13 protein-coding genes are annotated in these 21,110 nt (G+C 69.8%); all 13 read left to right on the top strand.

Features of this window, described 5'->3' with window-relative positions; all coding sequences use genetic code 11:
* Positions 1 to 506: 506 nt before the first annotated feature.
* The 13 genes from H074_RS35800 to H074_RS38900 are packed head-to-tail and all read left to right on the top strand — an operon-like array spanning position 507 to position 21,104.
* Positions 507 to 1,262 (top strand): thioesterase II family protein, encoded by a 756-nt coding sequence (locus H074_RS35800; RefSeq protein WP_152521561.1) that lies wholly within the window; start codon positions 507 to 509, stop codon positions 1,260 to 1,262.
* Positions 1,259 to 2,596, top strand: coding sequence for a salicylate synthase (locus H074_RS35795; protein ID WP_007034984.1), 1,338 nt, complete (start codon positions 1,259 to 1,261; stop codon positions 2,594 to 2,596). Before H074_RS35800 ends, H074_RS35795 begins: the two co-directional genes overlap by 4 nt.
* Positions 2,593 to 3,663 carry a Gfo/Idh/MocA family oxidoreductase gene (locus H074_RS35790; protein WP_007034983.1) on the top strand — a complete coding sequence of 357 codons (1,071 nt, stop codon included), beginning with the start codon at positions 2,593 to 2,595 and terminating at the stop codon, positions 3,661 to 3,663. Before H074_RS35795 ends, H074_RS35790 begins: the two co-directional genes overlap by 4 nt.
* On the top strand, positions 3,660 to 4,307 hold the full coding sequence (locus H074_RS35785) for a VOC family protein (protein WP_007034982.1): 648 nt from the start codon (positions 3,660 to 3,662) through the stop codon (positions 4,305 to 4,307). The genes H074_RS35790 and H074_RS35785 overlap by 4 nt, the downstream gene beginning before the upstream one ends.
* A 17-nt stretch (positions 4,308 to 4,324) precedes the next feature.
* Positions 4,325 to 5,878, top strand: a complete 1,554-nt coding sequence (locus H074_RS35780; protein WP_007034981.1) for an ABC transporter substrate-binding protein — start codon at positions 4,325 to 4,327, stop codon at positions 5,876 to 5,878.
* Positions 5,875 to 6,822 (top strand): ABC transporter permease, encoded by a 948-nt coding sequence (locus H074_RS35775; RefSeq protein ID WP_007034980.1) that lies wholly within the window; start codon positions 5,875 to 5,877, stop codon positions 6,820 to 6,822. The genes H074_RS35780 and H074_RS35775 overlap by 4 nt, the downstream gene beginning before the upstream one ends.
* Entirely contained in the window at positions 6,819 to 7,607 is a 789-nt protein-coding gene (locus H074_RS35770) for an ABC transporter permease (RefSeq protein ID WP_007034979.1), read from the top strand. The genes H074_RS35775 and H074_RS35770 overlap by 4 nt, the downstream gene beginning before the upstream one ends.
* The gene (locus tag H074_RS35765) at positions 7,604 to 9,124 is read left to right on the top strand and encodes an ABC transporter ATP-binding protein (protein ID WP_007034978.1); all 1,521 of its coding nucleotides are present in this window, start codon (positions 7,604 to 7,606) and stop codon (positions 9,122 to 9,124) included. The genes H074_RS35770 and H074_RS35765 overlap by 4 nt, the downstream gene beginning before the upstream one ends.
* The gene (locus H074_RS35760) at positions 9,121 to 14,319 is read left to right on the top strand and encodes a non-ribosomal peptide synthetase (RefSeq protein ID WP_007034977.1); all 5,199 of its coding nucleotides are present in this window, start codon (positions 9,121 to 9,123) and stop codon (positions 14,317 to 14,319) included. Before H074_RS35765 ends, H074_RS35760 begins: the two co-directional genes overlap by 4 nt.
* Positions 14,316 to 16,076, top strand: coding sequence for an ABC transporter ATP-binding protein (locus H074_RS35755; protein WP_152521560.1), 1,761 nt, complete (start codon positions 14,316 to 14,318; stop codon positions 16,074 to 16,076). The genes H074_RS35760 and H074_RS35755 overlap by 4 nt, the downstream gene beginning before the upstream one ends.
* Complete coding sequence (locus H074_RS35750) at positions 16,073 to 17,818, top strand: ABC transporter ATP-binding protein (protein ID WP_007034975.1); 1,746 nt, start codon at positions 16,073 to 16,075, stop codon at positions 17,816 to 17,818. The genes H074_RS35755 and H074_RS35750 overlap by 4 nt, the downstream gene beginning before the upstream one ends.
* Positions 17,815 to 18,813, top strand: coding sequence for a hypothetical protein (locus tag H074_RS35745; protein ID WP_007034974.1), 999 nt, complete (start codon positions 17,815 to 17,817; stop codon positions 18,811 to 18,813). The genes H074_RS35750 and H074_RS35745 overlap by 4 nt, the downstream gene beginning before the upstream one ends.
* Positions 18,810 to 21,104, top strand: coding sequence for a methyltransferase (locus H074_RS38900; RefSeq protein WP_007034973.1), 2,295 nt, complete (start codon positions 18,810 to 18,812; stop codon positions 21,102 to 21,104). Before H074_RS35745 ends, H074_RS38900 begins: the two co-directional genes overlap by 4 nt.
* Positions 21,105 to 21,110 lie beyond the last annotated feature (6 nt).

Here is a 21,110-nt window from a genome sequence, read left to right as displayed (position 1 = left end):
GGGATGCTCGGCCGGCCGAGATGCCTGATCGTCCACACTGGAGTGACCGAGATCTCGGACGACCGTCGGGGAAGCAGATCCCCAGGCTCCCAGGGGGTTGGGAGATCCGGCCATGGCTGAACCAGCCGTTCGCCGAGACAACCTGGGTGCTGCGGTCAGCTGAGCTCGGCTCGGCTGACTTCGGTCAGCGGCTCCGGCGACTGTGTCCTCGAGTCTTGAAGATCTGCCTGAAAGTTCCTATTTGCTGGGCTGGATGAGTGATCAACTGCCACCAGGATTGAGCAAAGGCTAGCCTAACCTCAGCTGCTCCCGACGACCTTGACCTGCTTGTTTGGGCCAAGCATCCCTTGGTATGCAAATGGATCGGGTCGAAGGGCTGGCAGGTGGGCGGCCCGGGGTGCCGGTTGCCTAGCACTAATGAAAGTGACTACCGTTGTCGATAGTGGCTCGATGTATCGAACCGGTGAAATTCCGATCGCTGTCAGTGACCTTCGGAGGAGGGGTTTGTGAGCTCATCGACCACGTGGTTGCGCTGCCACGAGTCAAGGCCGAGGGCTGAGGCTCGCGTGGTGTGCCTGCCGCACGCTGGGGGCGCGGCCAGTTCCTACGCCTCATGGGCGGCCGCGATTTCGCCTGCCTTCGAGGTCGTGACCGTGCAGTACCCCGGTCGGGAGGACCGTCTGGTCGAGCCGTTCACCGTGGGGATGTCCACTCTCGCCGAGGACATCGCTTCAGCCCTCGTCTCACTGGACGAGCGTCCGATCGTCCTCTTCGGACACAGCCTCGGTGCGCTTGTGGCTTACGAGGTGGCACGGACTCTTGAATTTCGCGACGGAATCATGCCCGCACGACTCGTGGTGTCCGGACGGCGAGCGCCGTCCGATTCGCCAGGCGGGTCGGTCCACTTGATGTCCGACGATGCTCTGGTAGACGAGTTGGTCGGACTCGGTGGCACGGACGGCGTTCTCCTGGCCGACCCGGACGCGCGGTCGGTGTTCCTGCCCGCGATTCGTGAGGACTTCCGGCTCGCCGAGACCTACCGGCACGTGTCCGGCGTGGACCTCAGCTGCCCCATCACTTCGGTGATCGGGAACGAGGACACCGAGGTGAAGGCCGCGCAGGCGGCACGCTGGGCCGACCACACCACCGGACCGTTCGACCTGATCCTGCTGCCTGGTGGGCACTTCTACCTGATCGACGAGGCTGAGGCCGTACTGGATCTCCTCGCCCGTCCCATCCCGGTGATGAGAGGCAGTTCGTGACAGTCGAACGTCGGATCCCGCTCGATTCGGACTACGTCCGGGTCGCGGGCGCGTTGGCAGCAGGTTCCACCGAACCCCATATGGTCTACGAGAACCAGGGCTCGGTTTGCTGGGCCGAAGGCGAAGCGGCCGTTTTCACCGTGCACGCCACGGGCGTGACGCTGACCGAGAACGGGAAGCGGACCGAACTCCCCGGAGAGCGACCGTCGGCGGCGGTCGCGGATGCGTTTGGCGCCATCGCCACATCGGGGTGGCGAGCCTATGGTTGGGCAAGTTTCGAGTGGAGCCACCTGCTGCATGGAGGTGTTCGCACCGGCACGGACGATCCGTTGGCGTATCTCGCGGTGCCGCTCCGTGAGATACGGCTCGCCAACGGCGCGGCGATCCTGCGCGCGGCGACCGAGTCCGAAGTGGACGCACTCGAACAGCGGCTCTCCGGCGCGGTGGTGTCAGCGACCTCTCCGCTGGTTTCGGACAGGGTGGCGGTCGATGACCGCGAAGACCGGTTCGGGTACCGGGACGCGGTCGCGGCAGCCGTGGCCGATATCCGGGCCGGCCTGCTGGACAAGGTGATCCTCTCCCGTGTCGTGCCGATCGAGGAGGAGGTCGACTTCCCGGCGACCTACGTGACAGGTCGCCAGGGGAACACCCCCGCGCGGTCGTTCCTGCTGCGTCTCGGCGGCTGGGAGGTGGCCGGGTTCAGTCCGGAGATCGTCGCGGGAGTCGGCGCGGACGGCGCCGTCAGAACCCAGCCACTGGCCGGGACGCGGGCGTTCGAGGGGGACGCGCCCGTCGACGCGGCACGTCGTGACGAGTTGTACTGCGACGCCAAGGAAGTCTTCGAACACGCCATTTCAGTGCGGCTCGCCGCCGCCGAGATGGCAGAGGTGTGCGTGCCGGGATCGGTGCACGTGGTTGATTTCATGTCGGTCAAGGAGCGCGGGACCGTACAGCATCTGGCGTCCGATGTGGCGGGCACGCTTGCGGACGACCGGACGGCCTTGGACGCGCTGGCAGCGCTGTTCCCGGCGGTCACGGCCTCGGGAATCCCCAAAGCAAAGGCCTGCGAAGTGATCCACCGGGTCGAGCCTGGCACCCGTGGCCTCTACAGCGGAGCCGTACTCACCATGGATTCCGACGGTGCCATGGACGCCGCACTGGTGCTGCGCAGTGTGTTCCGCCGCGATGGGCGCACTTGGCTGCGCGCGGGCGCCGGGATCGTGGCGCAGTCCACTCCGGACCGGGAGTTCGAGGAGACGGTGGAGAAGCTGCACAGCGTATCGCGGTTTCTGGTGCCGCCGGTTCCCGCGCTCGTCCCGGCGGCGACGTCGTGACCCGTGTGGTGGTGGCGGGGACGGCGTTCGGACGGATCTACCTCGACGCGGTGTCGGCGGCCCCGGACCTCACCCTCGCCGGAATCCTGGCGAACGGGAGCGACTATTCGCGGGACTGTGCGGCGCGCTACGGGGTTCCGTTGTTCGGGTCGGTGGACGACGTGCCCGGCGACGTGGGCACAGCTTGCGTGGTCGTCCGGTCCGGTGCGCTCGGCGGTCAGGGAACCGAACTGGCGCAAGCGTTCCTGCGCAGGGGCGTACACGTCCTGCAGGAACATCCGGTGCATGCCGACGAAATCGCCGCGAACCTGCGGATCGCGCGGGCGAACGAGGTCGCGTATGCGGTCAACACCCTGTATCCGCGTCTCCGGCCGGTGCGCAGGTTCCTGGCCGCCGCGGATGTGCTGCGGAGAAGGCAAAGGCTCGACTTCATCGACGCAGCCTGCAACAGCCAGGTCGCCTATCCCTTGCTGGACGTGCTCGGCCGGATGACGGGCGGCCTGCGGCCGTGGGCGTTCGGTGAGGCGCACAGCGCGGAGCGGCAACCGTTCTCGAGCATGCACGCCGAAGTCGGCGGTGTGCCGGTCACCTTGAGAATCCAGAATCAGGTGCATCCTGGTGACCCGGACAACCATTCGTACCTCCTGCACCGGATCTCGGTCGGCTGTGAGGGTGGTGTGCTGTCCCTCGCCGACACGCACGGTCCGGTGCTGTGGAATCCGCGCCTGCACTCGCCCCGGGACGAAACCGGCCGGCTGATGATGGCCGGACCCGGCACCGAACGCCTGGACGTGCCCAGCACTGTCGTACTCGGCGAGGAGGCACCTGGCACCTACCACCAGGTGTTCGCGGAGCTGTGGCCCGATGCGGTCGCGGAGAGCCTGCGCGCACTGCATAGGGCCGCCGCCGAGCCGAACCGGCGGATGACCGACGGCCAGTGGGCGCTGGGCGTGTCCCGGATGTGGAGCGCCCTCACCGCCCGGATCGGAATGCCGGAACTGGTGGAACCACCGGAGCCCGAACCGATCCCGCTCGCCGACCTCCTCGCCGTGAAGGGCACCGCATGAACTGCAGCCACGTTCTGCTGAAGGTCGACGACCTGCACCAAGCCGTCCGGGATTTCCGGAAACTCGGGTTCACCGTCGACTACGCCTCGGCCGGACGCAAGGCCCGGCACGCCCACATCTGGTTCAGCTCGGGGCCGATCGTGGAACTGCTCTCCACTCCGCCTGGCGCGTCATTGATGACGGTGCCACTGAATCTGGCGTTCGGCCGGGGCGCGGGGGCGAGAATGACTCGCTGGGCTCGTGCCGGCGAAGGATTCTGCGACGCGGCGGTGCTCGCAGGCCGGGAGGAACTCCGGCGCGCGGGACGGGTGGTGAACTGGAAACGCACCAAACCCGACGGTTCCACGACGGCGTTCGCGTTCACCTACCCGCGGAACGACCGGACCCCGTTCCTGGTCACCCCGTACGACCCTCCGCAACATCCGGCGAACGTGTCGCACGCCAACGGTGCCGAGAGGGTGAGCCGTGTCCTCGTGGACGTCGCACCCACTGAACGCACGGAGTTCGACCGGCTCACCGCGGGCGGGGGAGATTTCGAGCTTCGCGACGCGGACGCGACCGAGATCCGCGCTGTCGTGTTGCCCGGCTTGAACCGCCCGCTCGACCCCGCTCTGCTGCACGGCGCGGTCTTTCTGCCTTGCTGAACCACCCGGAGGAGATCATGTCCATCAATCGTCGTGTCCTGTTCCGGACGGCCGGACTCGCGGCCGGCGTCGCCGGCGCGGGCGCGTTCCTCAATGCGTGTGGCACGTCGATCCCCGCCTCGGGACCGGTGCGGCACACCGTTCCCTCCGTGGCGAGGTCAGGAGGCGTCCTGCGCGCGGTGTTCACCGGCGGCGGAGCGGCCGAAAGTCTCGACCCGTTCGGCAGTGGTTCGCCCGTCGACTTCGTGCGCGGTGATGTCGTGTTCGACTCGTTGTTCACGCTGAGCGGTGGTGAGGTCGTGCCCGCACTCGCGACCGGGATCGAGGTGGGACCAGGAGCTACGTCGTTCGTGCTGACGTTACGCGAAGGCGTGAAATGGCACGACGGATCGCCGTTCACCGCAGACGACGTCGCCTACAGTTTCCGGTTCATGAGTTCCCCGGAGCGGGCCTATCCGAGCCAGCTCTCCGCGTACTTCGATTTCGACAAGCTCCAGATCCGCGACCCGTTCACGCTCGTGGTTCCCGCCCGTCGGCCGGTGGGCGACCCCGCACTGTTCCTGGCCGCCTTTCCCGGCAAGATGGTGAAGAACGGTGCGACGTTCACCGGGGCCACCGCGATCGGTACCGGCGCCTATCAGGTGACGGTGTTCGAGGCCGGCCGTGAGTCGCGGCTCAAGCGGTTCGACGGACATTGGTCGGGGAAGGCCCCGGCGGACGAACTGGTGCTGCTCAGCCTGTCCGATCCGCAGGCCAAGGTGAACGCGGTCGTCACCGGCCAGGCCGACTACGCGGGCGATATCCCCTTCATCACAGGTAAAGCCGGTGTTGCCGGCAACGACTTCGAAGTCCGCACCGCCGGCGAGGAGAACCGGACGGCCTACGGCTGGGTGCTCAATACGACCCGCAAGCCATTCGACGACCCGCGGGCCCGCAAGGCAGTGCGGCTGGCGATCTCCCGGCGGGCGCTGGTGGACACCGTCCTGCTGGGCTACGGCGTGCCCGGCAACGACCTGTTGTGCGCCGGGGCCAAGTACTTCACGCCGCGTGACGTTCCCGCGCGTGATCTCGACCAGGCGAGGAAACTGGTCAAGGAGTCCGGTGCCGACGCGACGGAGATCGTGATCCGCACCGCGGAGTGGGAGATCGGCTACAACGCCTCCACTCAGCTGCTGGTCGAGCAGCTCAAGGAAGCCGGGCTGAAGGTCCGCGCGGATATCGTGAGCCCGCCGGAGTTCTTCGAGCCGAACGCTGTCGGTGCCGCGAACGCGGTCGCCTTCTCCAGCGGAGCAGTACCCCTGGCCGTGATCTACGGAAGGCTCGCCGCCTACCCGCCGCTCGCGCTCAAGGACGACGGGTTCACCGCGGCGTTCGGCCGGGCCATCGGCAGTGCCGACGAGGCCGAACGGGCCAAGGCCTGGAAAGACGCCCAGGAGATCATGTACGACCGGGGCAACACCGTGGTGTGGGGGCAGGCCGACGTGCTGAGCCTCGCCCGCAAGGCGGTGGCGGGCATCACGGTCCGTGACCAGGCCAAGTACCCCTACCTCGGCAAGGCCGGGCTCGCGTGATCCGTTCTCTCCCGGGACGGCTCTCGGCAGGCGCTGTTCTGCTGGCACTGCTGACTTTCGTCGTCTACGTCGGGGTCGATCTGCTGCCAGGGGATCCGGTCACCAGCAGGCTCGGCCCGAGCACCCCGCCCGAGCGGATCGCCGAACTCCGGCACCACCTCGGTCTCGATCGTCCGGTGCTCGCCCGGTACGGCGAATGGGTCGCCGGTCTTTTCCGCGGTGACCTGGGCATCTCGGCGTCCGGTCGGCCGGTCACCGAGATGCTGTCCGACCGGGTCGGCAACTCCGCGCTCCTGGCGGCCATGGCGGTGCTGCTGCTCGCGCCGCTGTCGCTCGTGCTCGGTCTGTGGGCGGCGTGGCGCCGAGGCAGGCCGGCCGACCGGGTCGTGTCGACGGGCATGCTGCTCCTGGTGTCGGTGCCGGAGTTCGTCGTGGCGGGAGCGCTGGTGCTGCTGTTCGCGGTGAGCCTGCGGATGTTCCCCGCTGTGTCGCTGCTGCCGGTGGGCGCGAGTCCGCTGGCGTATCCGGAAGTACTCGTGCTGCCGGTGCTGAGCCTGCTGCTGGTCGGACTGGCTTACGCGGTGCGGGTCATCCGCGCGTCGGCGTGTGCCGTACTGGCGAGCCCGCACGTGGAGTTCCTGCGGCTCGGCGGGGCTTCCGGGAGTACGGTGCTGCGCCGGGCCGTCGTCCCGACGGTGTTGCCGGTCGCGGCGCAGGTGTGGCTGGTGACCGGGGTCGCCTTCGTCGGCGGGGCGGTACTGGTGGAGAAGGTGTTCGGCTACCCGGGCATCGGGGAACTTCTGGTCGTGTCCGTACAGTCCGGCGATCTGCCGGTGGTGCAGGCACTCGTGCTGATCCTCGGCGCGGCGATGCTGGCCGCGCTCGTGCTCGCCGATCTCGCCGTGGTGCTGCTGACCCCGAGGCTGCGGACGGGAACACGGTGACCAGGCTCAAGTGGACCTTGTTCGGTCTCGCGGTACTGGCCGTCCTCTTCGGACCGCTTGTCGCGCCGCATCCGGCCACGGCCCCCATCGGTCCGCCGTTCGCCCCGCCGGGAACGGCCGGTCTGCTGGGCACCGACCAACTCGGCCGCGACGTCTTTTCCCGGCTGTTGCACGGCGGCGCGCCGATGCTGCTCACCAGCGCGCTCGCCGCACTGATCGGCTCGGGAGCCGGGGTGACGGCGGGGCTGTTCACAGCACTGGCCTCTTCCGGCAGGCGTTGGGTGGAAGCGATCTTCCTGCGCCCCTTGGACCTGCTCGCCGCCGTCCCGCCGATTCTGGTGCTGCTGCTAGTGCTCACGGCTTTGCCGAACCGGGCGGGGATCGTGCTGGCGGTGGCGCTTTCGAGTGTCCCGCTTTCGGCCCGGATCACCCGCGCGGCGGCGGAACAGGTGATCGGCCGAGCCCACGTCGAGGTGGCTCTCGCCCGCGGCGAGAGCTGGGCGTGGCTGCTGGGCCGCGAAATCCTCCCTTTGGTGGCGAGCACCGTTTTGGCCGATCTCGGCATCCGTTTCGTCGCGGCCGTCTATCTGGTCGCGGCGGCGGGCTTCCTCGGACTCGGCACATCGGCTTCGGATTGGGGACTGCTGATCGTGGAAGCGTTGCCCGGAGCGGCTTTGCAGCCGTGGGCGCTGCTGGCCCCGGTGGCCGGGATCGCGCTGGTCGCGGTGACGGCCAACCTCGCTTCGGACGCGTTGGCCCGGCGGTCGAGGGGAGTGCTCGGATGACCGCGCTCGTGGAAGTGCGGGACCTGCGCCTGCTGGCCGGCGGCCGCCCTGTCCTGGCCGGTGTCGATCTCGTGCTGGCCGAAGGGGAATCGGTCGGCTTGGTCGGCGCGTCGGGCTCCGGCAAGACGACTCTCGCGCTGGCGGTGCTCGGCCATCTGCGATCCGGTGTCCGGCACGGTGGCGGAAGAGTTTCGGTGCGGGGAAAGGACATGCTGCCCACACCGGCGCCGGGAGTCCGGGGTGGCACGATCGGCTACGTCGGCCAAGACCCCGGCGCATCCCTCAATCCTTACGCGCGGATCTCCTCGATCCTCCTCTCCGCGGCAGGCCCTACCCCGCGCGCCGCCCGGGCCGGACGCGTGCGCGATCTGCTGGGACGCGTCGGACTGCCACGTGAGGACGCGTTCGCGCGCCGCTACCCGCATCAGCTCTCCGGCGGTCAGCAACAGCGGGTGGTCCTCGCCGCGGCGCTGGCGCGCGAACCGCGGCTGCTCGTGCTCGACGAGCCGACGACCGCACTCGACCTCGTCGCCAAAGCCGAGGTCCTGCGCGAGATCCGGCGGCAGACCGAAACCGGCGTCGCCCTGCTCTGGGTCAGTCATGACCTGAGCACCGTGCGCGAACTGGTCGATCGGGTCGTGGTGCTGGACGCGGGCAAGGTCACCGAAGACCGGTCCGCAGTCGAGGTGACCGCCGCCCCGGCGGTCCCGGTCACACGCGCGGCAGCCAGGGAAGAAGATCGCGCGATTGTCCTCAGTGGACGTTCGCTGGCCGCATCCTTCGGCGAGCGGGCAATTCTGTCCGATGTGGACTTCGATCTCCACCGCGGCGCCTGTCTCGCGGTTCTCGGGGTGTCCGGAGTCGGGAAGAGCACCCTTGCCCGGTGCCTGGCCGGGCTGCATCGGCCGAAGAGTGGGTCCGTCCTGCTGCACGGCACCGCGTTGGCGCCCGGAGTCCGTGGGCGTTCCACTGCCGAACGTGCCGCGATCGCCCTGGTGGCACAGAATCCGGCCGAGGCGCTACACCCGCGCCAGGACGTCCGCACCGCGCTCTCCAGGCCGCTGCGGAGGCTGCGGGGAATCACGTCGCGGTCGGCCCAGGACATCGAAGTCACCCGGTTACTCGAGGCCGTGCGGCTGCCGTCCGCACTGGCGTCACGGCTGCCAGGTGAACTCTCCGGTGGTCAGCGTCAGCGGGTTGCGCTGGCCCGTGCGCTCGCCGCCGACCCCGAGGTGCTGATCTGCGACGAAGTCACCTCCGCGCTGGACACCGCGACCCAGGCCGGGGTTCTGGACCTGCTGGCCGAACTGCGCGCCGAGCTCGGCGTAGCGGTCCTGCTGATCACCCATGACCCGTGGGTCGCCGCGTCGGCTTCGGACAGCGTCCTGGTGCTCGCCAGTGGCCGCGCCGTCGCGTCCGGGCCGACCGCGGGCCTGCTCCCGGTCGGCGAGGATCCGGAGAAGCTCGTGACCCGTTTGCTCGTTTCCCCCATCACTGAAGGAGTTCTACCGGCATGAGCGCACCCGAGATCGTTGCCGAATTGCGGACTCTGGGGGTGGACCTCTGGCAGGACAGCGGCCAGATCCGCTTCCGTGCCCCTCACGGGGTGCTCACCGACGAGTGGCGGACCGCGCTGCGTGCGCACAAAGCCGAGATCGTGGAACTCCTCGCTCGCGACGGCGAACCCGCCGCCGTCACCCACGACGAGGAGGCACGCCACGAACCGTTTCCCTTGACCGACGTGCAGACGGCGTATCTGCTCGGCCGTCGCGAGTCGTTCGGCTTCGGGGGCGTGGCCTGCCACGGCTACCTCGAGGTGCGCTATCCGGAACTGGACGCGGCTCGGGTCGAGGACGCGTGGAACGCCTTGGTGCGACGGCACGACATGCTGCGCGCGGTCGTCGAACGCGACGGCTACCAGCACGTCCTGCCCGAGGTGTCGCGATGCCCGGTCCCGGTGGCCGAATCGGTGGAGGCCGTCCGCGCCGAACTCGGGCACCGCCACTACGAGACCGATGTGTGGCCGCTGTTCGACCTGCGGGTCACCCACCGCCCGGATGGCGACGTCCTGCACATCTCGATGGATTCGCTGATCGCGGACTGGGCCAGCGCGGGCGTGCTGCTGGACGAACTGGACCAGCTGCTGGCGAACCCGGACGTGGTGCTGCCACCGCTGGAGATCACCTTCCGCGACTACCTGCTCGCCGAACGCGGGCTGCGCGACACCGCTCGCTACCGCGCGGACCGCGACTACTGGCGGGCACGCATCGACGACCTGCCACGCGCGCCCGAACTGCCGTCGCTCAGCGGCACGGAATCCGGGCCGGTCGGCTTCCGCCGTCACCACGCCAGGCTCTCCGCACCACAGTGGGAGGGGCTGCGGGAGCAAGCCCGCCAGCACGGGATCACCCCCTCGACGGCGGTTCTCGCCGCCTACGCCGCCGTGCTGGGCCGCTGGTCCCGTCGCCCGCGGTTCAGCCTCAACCTCACCCTGCTCAACCGGCAGCCCCTGCATCCGCAGGTGAACGCGCTGGTCGGCGACTTCACGTCGGTCAGCCTGCTGGCCGTGGAGGACTCGGCGGGGCTGCCCTTCCACGAGTGGGCCGCCCGGACGGGCGCGCGGATGTTCGACGACCTCGATCACCGGCTGTTCTCCGGCGTCGAGGTCATGCGCGAGATCGCCCGCCGCCGCGACCGTGACGCCGCGCTGATGCCGATCGTGTTCACCAGCGCGATCGGCCTCGGCGGCCGGACCGGGTCCGGCATCACCCAGACCCCGCAGGTCTTCCTCGACTGCCAGGTCACCGACGACGCCGACGGGCTCCAGGTCAACTGGGACGTCCGGCAGGGCATCTTCCCCGACGGCCTGATCGAGGACATGTTCGCGGCGCTGGAAACCGCTCTTCTCCGGCTGGCGGAATCACCGGAAGCGTGGCTCGTCACCGATCTGGTGCCGCTGCCGGCGTGGCAGGCCGAAGAACGTGCCCGGGTCAACGACACCGCCGCGCCGCTCACGTCCGCGTTGCTGCACGCCGGGGTGTTCGACCAGGCCGCCCGGACACCGGACGCCGTCGCTGTCATCGGCCCGGTGGGAACGCTGACCTACGGCGAACTCGCTCGCCAGGCGGGAGGTGTCGCGGAAGCGTTGCGCGCCAAGGGAATCGCTTCGGGCGAGCTGGTCGCGGTCAATCTGGACAAGGGGCCCGATCAGATCGCCGCGGTGCTCGGGATCCTGCTCGCGGGCGGCGTCTATCTGCCGGTGGACACCACACAGCCGCCGTTACGACGGGACAAGCTCGTCGCCGCCGCCGGCCACGTCGTGACCCAGGCGTGGTTCGAGGACCCATCACCGGTCGAGGACATCCCCGTGGTCGCCGGAGGGGACCCGGATTCGCTCGCCTACGTCATCTACACGTCGGGCTCGACCGGTGAGCCCAAGGGCGTCATGATCACCCACCGGGCCGCCGCCAACACCGTCGAGGACGTCAACCGCCGCTTCGGCGTCACCGCGGCCGACCGCGTGCTCGGCTTGGCACAGCTGGGATTCGACCTCTCGGTCTACGACATCTTCGGTCTGCTTTCGGTAGGCGGGGCGCTCGTCCTGCCCGATCCCGCCCGGCCCGCCGACCCGTCGCACTGGGCCCGGCTCGTGGCCGACCACGGCGTCACGATGTGGAACTCGGTGCCCGCGCAGCTGCAGATGCTGGCGCATTACCTGCCCTCGGAACCAGTGTCGCTGCGGACGTTGCGGCTCGCGCTGCTCTCCGGTGACTGGATCCCGGTCACGCTGCCCGGCGAAATCCGCGCGTTCGCCCCGGACCTGGAGGTGATCGGTCTCGGCGGCGCCACCGAGGCCGCGATCTGGTCGATTCACCATCCCATCGACCATGTGCCCGGACACTGGACCTCCATCCCGTACGGCGTCCCGCTGACCAACCAGACCTTCCGCGTACTGGACCAGGCCCACCGCGACTGTCCGGTGTGGACGGCCGGCGAGCTGTACATCGGCGGTGCCGGGCTGGCGACGGGTTACCTCGGTGACGGCGCTTTGACCGCGGCCCGGTTCGTCACGGTCGCGGGGGAGCGGCTCTACCGTACCGGCGATCTCGGCCGATATCTGCCTGGCGGGGAGATCGAGTTCCTCGGCCGCGAGGACGCCCAGGTCAAGATCCGGGGCCACCGGGTCGAACTGGGCGAGGTGGAGGCGGCGCTGCTGGCCCATGACGCTGTGGGCGCGGCGGCCGCGGTGGTGGCGGGTGAGCGCCACGGCGAGCGGGCGCTGCTCGGTTTCGTCGAACCCGCTCGCCTTCTCGAACCGGCCACCTCACCCGATCTCGCCATGGCAGGCCGGTTCGCGGACCGGCAGGTCGCGGACTTCGACGCCGCACAGGTCGCCAGGCACGTCCGGCTGCTGCACCAGGCCGCGCTCACCTCGATGCGTGAAGCTCTCGCGTGCCATCCCGAAGTGCACGAACGGCACCGCTGGCTCGCCCGTCACTGGCGCGACCTGGTCGCCGGCGCCCCGGAGATCAATGCCATGGGGATCAGCGCTGAAGAGGCGTGGTCGCTGCTCGACGACGACCCCCTGTGCACGCCTGAGTTCCTGGCGTTTCATCGTGCCCATGTCGAGCGGGTGCACGAACTGCTCGACGGCGAGCAGAACCCGTTCGAGCTGCTGTTCCCCCAGGGCGACATGGCCCGGGCGCGTGCGGTCTATCGGGACAATCCGATCTTCCGGTACCTCAACGCCGCCGCCGCGGCGGTGCTCAACCGGATCGCCGCCGCGCACACCGGCGGGCCGCTGCGGATCCTGGAGGTCGGCGCGGGGACCGGGGCGACCACCGACGCCGTCCTACCGATGCTCGCGGGCCACGAGATCGACTACCTGTTCACCGACGTCTCGCCGTTCTTCCTTGCCGAGGCACGGGAACGCTTCGGTGAGCACCCCGGCGTCCGCTTCGGGCTGTTCGACCTCGACCAGGACCACCGGTCGCAGGGTTTCGCGCCGAACTCGTTCGACGTCGTGGTTTGCGCCGGCGTGCTGAACAGCGTGCGGCGGCCGGAAACGGTACTGGATCTGGTGGCTCCCGGCGGGTGGCTCGTGTTCACCGAACCCGTCGTCGAGCATCCGCACATCATGCTGACGCAGGGCTTCATGATGGACGGCCCGGCGCTGCGGTCCCGCCAGGACTGGCTCGACCTGATCGGCGGCGCCGATCTGTCCCTGCCGGGCGACGACCATCCCCAAGCAGCTCAGGGGATCCAGCTGTTCGCGAAGCGGGTGAAGGCCGATCGCGCGTCCGTCACCCCCGAAGAGCTGACCTCGTTCCTCGCCCGGCGGCTGCCCGTGCATATGGTGCCGTCGCACCTCCAGGTGGTGGATGGACTCCCGTTCACCGGCAACGGCAAGATCGACCGCAAGACGCTGGCCGGCTGGCGCCCCGCCGCCGCCGACGACGCGGGCGATCACGACGGTGTCGCCGAGGACGAGCTCGAGGGCAGGCTGTGCGTGCTGTGGGCGCGGGCGCTCGGGCTGGCCAGGATCGGGCGGCACGACAGCTTCTACGACCGCGGCGCCGACTCCCTGATCCTCGCGAGGGTCGCCGGGCAGCTGCGCGAACAGGTGCCTGAAGCGGCGGACGTCGCCTACGACACGCTGCTGCGGCAGATGCTCAACGAGCCGACGGTGGCGGCCCTGGCCGCGTCACTGCGTGCCCGAGACCGGCCCGCGCCCATCGCGCGACGCGACGACCGGGGCAACCCGCTGCTGGTGCCCTTCGGCGGCGGAGGCGACGGCCCGGCCCGGGTGCTGTTCCACGCGGCACTCGGCACGATGGACTACTTCCATGCACTGGCGAACGCGCTGGTGGCCCAGGACCTGGGGCCCGTGCTGGGAATCGCGGTCGCCGACACCGACACCTACCTGTCCATCGACGCGAAGGAACTCATCGGGCGGGTCGCCGACGACTACACCGACCGGTTGCTGGCCGAGGGGCACACCAGGTTCCAGCTCATCGGGTACTGCCTCGGCGGGCTGCTGGCCACCGAGGTGGCCCGGCGACTGCTCGAACGCGGTGCCGAGGTCGCGGACCTGACGCTCGTCGACAGCATCCCGATGTTCCTTGAAACCGACGAGGAGTTGGCGTTCGAGGCCATTTTCGTGCCCAACCTCAACCTTGACCCGGTCGCCACGGTGTTCGGTCCCGACGTGGACGGTGCTGACGTCTACCGGGCGATCGACGGGCTGATGGCCGAGCACGACCGCAAGGTGCCCGCCGGGGCCATGGCTTCGCTGACCGGTGATCCCGGGCTGGAGGCGGTCGCCGCCGCCGTACGCGGACAGCATGAGCGCACGCAGGCCGAGCGGCTCGCTTCGTACGCGGAGGCCGCCGCGAGCCAGGCCGGCATCCCGGTCGGCCCGGAACTGGTGCCCGCGTTGTTCGAGGTCTGCCGGCACAGCATGCGGGCCGCCCGGTTCGACCCCGAGCCTTACGCCGGTGACATGACCTTCCTGCGTGCCTCCGAACAGCAGTCGTTCGGTGTCACCGCGGGCGTCGGTCACCTCGCCGCACCGTTCTGGGAGGACCTGTGTCTCGGCGAGTTCACGGTGACCGACGTGCCAGGAAACCACTTCAGCGTCATCGAGCAACCACACGTCGAGGTGGTGGCCTACCAACTCGGGGCTTCGATCACCCGGGGAGCACGCTCGTGAGCACGAGGGAGTCCACAAGGGACCCCAAGGCCGCCGGGGCCGCGTTGCATGCGTTGCGCAGGCCGGTGGCTTCGCTGACCAGGCTGGGTGTCGTGCTCTCCGCGCTGGGCACCCTCGCGACGTTGGTGCCCTTCGTCGGCATTGCCGAACTGGGCCGCGTCCTGCTTGAACCCGGACCGGTCGACGGCGCCGAAGTCTGGCCGATCGCCGGGGTCGTCGCCCTCGCGCTGGTGATCGGCTGGGCGGCCAACGGTGCCGCGCTGTCGGTGACGCATGCCGCCGACCATCGGCTGCAGGCGAGCCTGCGCCGCCGGATCGTGCACCGGCTCGGCCGGGTGCCGCTCGGCTGGTACTCCGACACGAACTCCGGCCTGGTGCGCAAGGCAGCCCAGGACGACATCGACGATCTGCACCACCTGATCGCGCACCACGACGTCGAGATGACCGGGGCGATCGTCCTGCCGCTCGGCGGCGTCGCCTACCTGTGCTGGCTGGACTGGCGGCTCGCGCTGCTGGCCATCGCGACCCTGCCGGTCTACCTGGTGGCCTACGGATCGATGATGCGCGGATTCGTGCAGAAGATGGTCGAACTGGACGCCGGGGTGGCCCGGGTCAGCGCGGCGATCGTCGAATTCGTGCACGGCATCATCGTGGTCAAGGTGTTCGGACAGGCCAAGCGCGCGCACCGCGCCTACGACGACGCCGTCGGTGAGTTCGGTGACAAATACGCGGGCTGGGTGCGGCCGATGCTCAAACTCGAAGCCCTCACCTCGATGGCGCTGTCCGCCCCGGTGGTCGCGCTGGTCAGCCTCGCGGGCGGGATCTGGTTCGTGGCCGAGGGCTGGGTGACGCCGATCGAGGCGCTCGCCGAGGTTCTCGTCGCGATGATCATCCCGACCACCCTGCTGGTGCTGAACCAGGGGATCACCGCGCAGCGCAAGGCGACCGCCGCGGCGAGCCGCATCGTGGCCCTGCTGGACATCCCGCCGCTGCCGGTTCCCGCGCAGCCGCGGGAACCGGCGGGACACGACGTCGAGTTCGACGACGTGTCGTTCGCCTACGAGGGAACCGACACCGTCGTGTCCGGCATCAGTCTGCACTGCCTGCCCGGCACGGTCACCGCGCTGGTGGGTGGTTCCGGCGCGGGCAAGTCCACCTTGGCCAAGCTGGTGCCCAGGTTCTACGACGTCACGTCCGGCGCCGTCCGCGTCGGCGGCGTCGACGTACGCCACATCGCGCCCGAAGTGCTCTACCGCAAGGTCGGCTTCGTCCTCCAGGACGTCCGGTTGCTGCACGGCACGGTGGTGGAGAATCTCCGCCTCGGCCGCCCGGACGCCACCGAAGACGAGGTGATCGCCGCCGCCACCGCCGCCCGTATCCACGACCGCGTGCTGGCCCTGCCCAGGGGTTACGACTCCGTCATCGGCGAGGACGCGATCTTCTCCGGTGGCGAGGCACAGCGGATGTCGATCGCGCGGGCTCTGCTCGCCGACACCCCGATCCTGGTACTGGACGAGGCGACGGCCTACGCCGACCCGGAATCCGAGGCGCAGATCCAGGACGCGCTGTCCGTGCTCGCCAGGGGCCGGACGGTCCTCGTCATCGCGCACCGGCTCGCCACGATCGCGGGCGTCGACAAGATCGTCGTCCTCGATGGCGGGGCCGTGGTGGAACAAGGGACACAGGAAGAACTGATCGCCGCGAACGGCCGCTATGCCCGGATGTGGGACGCCTACACCGAGGGGAGCACTCGATGATCCGGGATCTGATGAAGATCCTCGGCCCGAAACATGATCGGGCGGTGAAGATCTACCTGACCTGGCTGGTGGCCTACTCCCTGTTACAGGGCCTGGCGATGGTCGCCCTCGTACCGGTGCTGCGAGCCGTGCTGACCGGGGACGCCGACGCGGCGTGGCGCTGGCTGGCCGTGGTGCTCGCCGTCGTCGTCGCCACCTGCGTCGCCCGCTACCAGCAGGCTATGCACGGTTTCGCGCTCTCCCTGATCACCCTGACCAGCCTGCACCGCCGGCTCGGCGATCACGTGGCCTCGCTGCCGCTGGGCTGGTTCTCCTCCGAGAAGGTGGGCAGGCTTTCCCGCAGTGCCACCAATGGCACGCTGATGGTGACCAACGTGACCGCGCACATGCTCACCCCACTGGTCAGCGGCATTGTCACCCCGGCGACCGTCGCGACGGCCATGCTCGTGCTCGACTGGCGGCTGGGGGTGGCGACGTGGGTGTGCGCGCCGTTGCTGTGGCTCACGCATCGGTGGGCGGTGAACTCCGTCGGCCGAGGCGAGGAACTCACCGACGCGGCGACCACGGCCGCGGGTAACCGAGTCGTGGAGTTCGCCCGCGATCAGCAGGTGTTGCGCGCGTTCGGACGCACCACCGAGGGCTACCGTCCCCTCGAGGACGCGATCGAGAACCAGAAGACGGCGGGCCGGACGCTGCTGTTGATGGCCGCGCCACGCCTGCTGGCCAACGGACTCGGCGTGCAACTCGCGTTCGCGGCGGTGATCGCGTTCGGACTGGCGCTGGCGGTGAACGGCGCCATCGACCCGGTGATGTTGATCGCGCTGATCGCGTTGACAGCCCGCTTCACCGGCCCGCTGGCCGAGGTCGCGGCGCACAGCGGCATGACGCGGATGGCCGCGAACGACCTGCGCCGCCTCGCCTCGATCTTCGACGAGAAGCCGTCAGCCGAACCCGCCGTCTCCCGGTCGGTGACCGAACCCGGCGAGATCGAGCTGACCGGCGTGCGGTTCGGCTACGAGCCGGGCCATCCGGTGCTGGACGGCATCTCGTTCCGGGTGCCCGCACGCGGCATGACCGCGATCGTCGGGCCGTCCGGTTCCGGCAAGAGCACCATCACGCGGTTGATCATGCGGTTCTTCGACGTCGATTCGGGCACCGTCTCCGTCGGTGGCGTCGACGTGCGCGAACAGTCCACAAAGGACTTGATGGGGCAGCTCTCTGTCGTGATGCAGGACGTGTACCTGTTCGACGACACGCTGGAGGCGAACATCCGCGTGGGCAGGCCGGAGGCCACCGCCGAAGAGGTCCGTGAGGCCGCCAGGATCGCCGGCGTCGACGAAATCGTCGACCGGCTGCCCGGTGGCTGGGCCACCAGGGTGGGCGAGGGCGGGGCTTCACTGTCCGGTGGGGAGCGCCAGCGGGTCTCCGTGGCCAGGGCCGTGCTCAAGGACGCGCCGATCGTGCTCCTGGACGAGGCGACGGCCGCGCTCGATCCGGAAAACGAGCGGTACGTGCAGAGAGCACTCCGCACGCTGATGGACCGCGCCACCCTGCTGGTCATCGCCCACAAGCTGCCGACCGTGGTGGCCGCGGACCAGATCCTGGTGCTCGACGGCGGCGGGATCGCCGAGTCCGGCACGCACGAGGAGCTACTGGCCTTGAACGGGCGCTACACCGAGTTCTGGAACGAACGCCGCCGCACCCAAGGCTGGCGGCTGGTGTCCGGTGAGGAGCCGAAATGATCGGGGTCGTCGGAGCCACCGGCGAGGTCGGCTCGCACACCGTCCGGGTACTGCGCGCGCTCGACGTGGGACCGCTGCGGACCGGTGGAAGCCGGAACGTGGACGTCCTCGACGAGGCGTCACTGGACCGGTTCGCCCAGGGCTGCCGGGTACTGGTGAACTGCGCCGGACCGGCCCACCTGGTCGGCGACCGGGTCGCGCGGGCGGCGGTCCGTGCCGGGGCAGGCCACGTCGACGCGTCGGATCCGGAAGGCGCCGCGGTGGGCGGCACGGCCGTGATCGGGGCGGGATTGCAGCCGGGACTGACCGGACTGTTGCCGCGCTGGCTCGCGCGGCGGGAGTTCGACACCGTGCACGGATTGGTCGCCCACCTCGGGGTGCTCGACCGATTCACCCGCACCGCCGCCGACGACTATCTGGCGGGCGCCGAACACGGTGAGGCGCTGGCCGCCTGGCGGCGCGGACGCCGTTCGGGCGTGCTGACCCGGCGCACTGACGTCACCCTGCCGTTCTTCCCCGGTGAGGTGTCGCTGCTGCCGTACCTCACCGAGGAAAGCGCGAAGGTGGCCGAGCACTTGGGGCTCGACCGAGGCGATTGGTTCACCGCGGTGTCCGGCGAGCATGTCCGTGCCGCCTTCGACCGGGTCCGCTCATTGGATCGGGCCGGCGCCGTGACGGCGTTGTGCCGCGCCAGCGAGCTGGACCTCGCCGGACGCGAGCCGCACGTGGTCCTCCTGATGCGCATGGAGGGCGTGCGCGCCGGTCACCCGATCACCAGGACCGCCGTCCTGCGTGGCCGGGGCAACGGCGCGCTGACCGGTGCGCTGACCGCGCTGGCCGTACTCGCGGTGCTCCGCCGGGAAGTGCCGCCTGGCAGGCATTTCGCGGCCGAGGTGCTCGACCCCGAGGTCACGATCGCCCGTCTCGGCGAGTGCGGCGTGGCGGCACCGTTCGTGGCCGAGGGCGAAGCGGCGCTCGAGGCGGGTGTGCTGTGAGCCTCCACGAGGCCGGGCTCACGGCGCTCGGCGACCTGAACCCAGGCACCTTCGCCGCCGCGATGGAGGTGCTGGAGCGGGTCAGCCTGCAGGCGATGGCGGCCGCGTCCGGCGTCGTCGCTCCGCGCCACCGCTGGCTGGCGGACCGATGGGAACAGGCGCTACGGGGGCGCACGCCCGGTGCGTACCGCGAGCCGGGGGACGAGTTTGAGGCCGCCTACGCCGCTCTCGGGTTCCCACCGGTGATGGCCCGCTTCCACCGCGAGACGCTGGCATGGCTTCCGCACCTTCTCGACGACACAGTCCCGCTGCGGGATCTGCTGGTGCGTGCGGGTGACGTGCAGACCGCCTACCAGGACAACGTGTTCACCGGATACCTCAACGCCGCGTGCGCCGAGGCCGTCCGGCAGGCGGGTCCGCGCGTGCTCGAACTCGGTGGCGGAGCGGGACTGAGCACCGCCGCCGCGCTGGCGGCGTTGCGCGGCAAGGATTACAGCTACACGTTCACCGACATTGCACCGTTGGCCGTTCGCGCGGCCGAGGCACGGTTCGGCGATGACCACAGGGTTTCCTGCCGGGTGTTCGATCTCGATGCCGATTTCGCCGGGCAAGGCTTCGCCGACGGCAGCGTGGATGTCGTATCGGCAGGCAACGTCCTGCACAACGCCACCGACATCGGCGCGGCGCTGCGCCGGATCCGCCGCGTGCTGGCTCCGGGGGGCAAGGTGGTGTTCACCGAGTCGGTCCGTGACACGGCGACGACCCTGACCTCCGTGCAGTTCCTGTTGTCCCGCGACGAACACCGGGACCGCACACCGTTCCTGGATCTCGACGAGTGGCACGCGGCTCTGGTCGCCGCGGGATTCGAACCGGGGACGACGCTGCCCGAGCCGTCGTCACCGCTGGCGGCCGCGGGACAGCAGCTCTTCACGGCGACGGCGGCAGGCATCCCCGGTGACTGGCCTGCCGCCAAGGTGCTGGCCCACCTGGAACGCTCTCGCACCACCGAGGTGGTGCTGCCGGCAGCCATGGTGCGTGCGCTGGCCGACGAGCCTTCGCTCCTGCTCGCCGACCTGTCGGCGCTGAAGGTCATCCGCTATCACGGTGACGAGGTCGGTGACGCGGTGCGCGCCGCGCTCGGCGTCGAACTCGCGCGGATCGAGCCGGTCGATGTCGGCGACGACTTCCTCGCCGGCATCGCCGACGAGGCAGACCTCGAACTGGACGGCGTCGACCTGCGGGCGGCGGTGGCCGCGGTGCACGAGTTCGGCCGGACCGCGCTGTTGTCGATGCTCAACGCCCTGCACCGGCGTGGTCTCTTCCGGGGACGGGGCAACACCGAGCAGGAGGTGCTGGAGGGTGTCGCCTACCCTCGGCTGCTCCGCCGCTGGCTCGAAGTCCTCTCCGCCGAAGGATTGCTGCGGGAGGAGAACGGACTCCTGATCCCGGTGCCCGACGCCGAGGCCTATTCCGATGCCGCGCTCGACCGGGCCTGGTCACAGGCGGCCCGGGCCTGGCAGGAGACGACAGGGTCCGCGGGCACCGTCGAGTACGCCCGTGCCAATGCCGAGCGGCTGCCGGATCTTCTCGACGGTTCCTGCGACGCGGTCACCCTGCTGTTCCCCGAAGGTCGCACGGATCTCGCCGAAGCGCTGTACCGGGAGAACGTGACCGGCCGCTACCAGCACCGTGCCGTCAGCGCGTTCATCGGCGGCCTCGCGCGGCGTTGGCCCGCCGACCGGCCGCTGCGCGTACTGGAGGTCGGCGCCGGCACCGGCGCGACCACCGAGCGGGCGCTGCCCGTGCTCGCGGCGGCCGGGATCGAGGTCGACTATCTCTACACGGACGTGTCGAAGCTTTTCCTCGACCAGGCGGCCGTCCGGTTGCGCGACTACCCGTGGGTGCGGTTCGGCCGGTTCGACATCGACGCCGATCCGGCTTTGCCACGCGGTTCGTTCGACGTGGTGATCGGTGGTGGTGTGCTCAACGCGGCCACCGACACCGACGCGTCGGTGCGGCGATTGGCGGGCCTGCTGGACGCCGGTGGCTGGCTGGTGCTCACCGAACCGACCGTCGAGGAGTTCTGGATCCTGACCTCCCAGGCGTTCCTGATGGCCGAAGCCGACGACGGCCGCTCCGCCACCGGCGCGACCTTCCTGACCTTGCCGCAATGGAACGCGGTGCTCGACGGCGTCGGCCTGGAGCGGGTTCTCGGCCTGCCCGGCGAAGGTCATCCGCTCACCCCCCTCGGCCACCGCGTCTTCGTCACGCGCGTGCCGAACCGAACCTGAGGACAA

The organism is Amycolatopsis decaplanina DSM 44594 (genome assembly GCF_000342005.1).
Lineage (GTDB): Bacteria > Actinomycetota > Actinomycetes > Mycobacteriales > Pseudonocardiaceae > Amycolatopsis > Amycolatopsis decaplanina.
This window is presented reverse-complemented; position numbering and strand designations above follow the sequence as displayed.

Bases quoted from the DNA above. Each gene is read 5' to 3' on its own strand.
- H074_RS35785 (WP_007034982.1), top strand. From the start codon at position 3,660: ATGAACTGCAGCCACGTTCTGCTGAAGGTCGACGACCTGCACCAAGCC.
- H074_RS35780 (WP_007034981.1), top strand. From the start codon at position 4,325: ATGTCCATCAATCGTCGTGTCCTGTTCCGGACGGCCGGACTCGCGGCC.
- H074_RS35765 (WP_007034978.1), top strand. From the start codon at position 7,604: ATGACCGCGCTCGTGGAAGTGCGGGACCTGCGCCTGCTGGCCGGCGGC.
- H074_RS35760 (WP_007034977.1), top strand. From the start codon at position 9,121: ATGAGCGCACCCGAGATCGTTGCCGAATTGCGGACTCTGGGGGTGGAC.
- H074_RS35750 (WP_007034975.1), top strand. From the start codon at position 16,073: ATGATCCGGGATCTGATGAAGATCCTCGGCCCGAAACATGATCGGGCG.
- H074_RS35745 (WP_007034974.1), top strand. From the start codon at position 17,815: ATGATCGGGGTCGTCGGAGCCACCGGCGAGGTCGGCTCGCACACCGTC.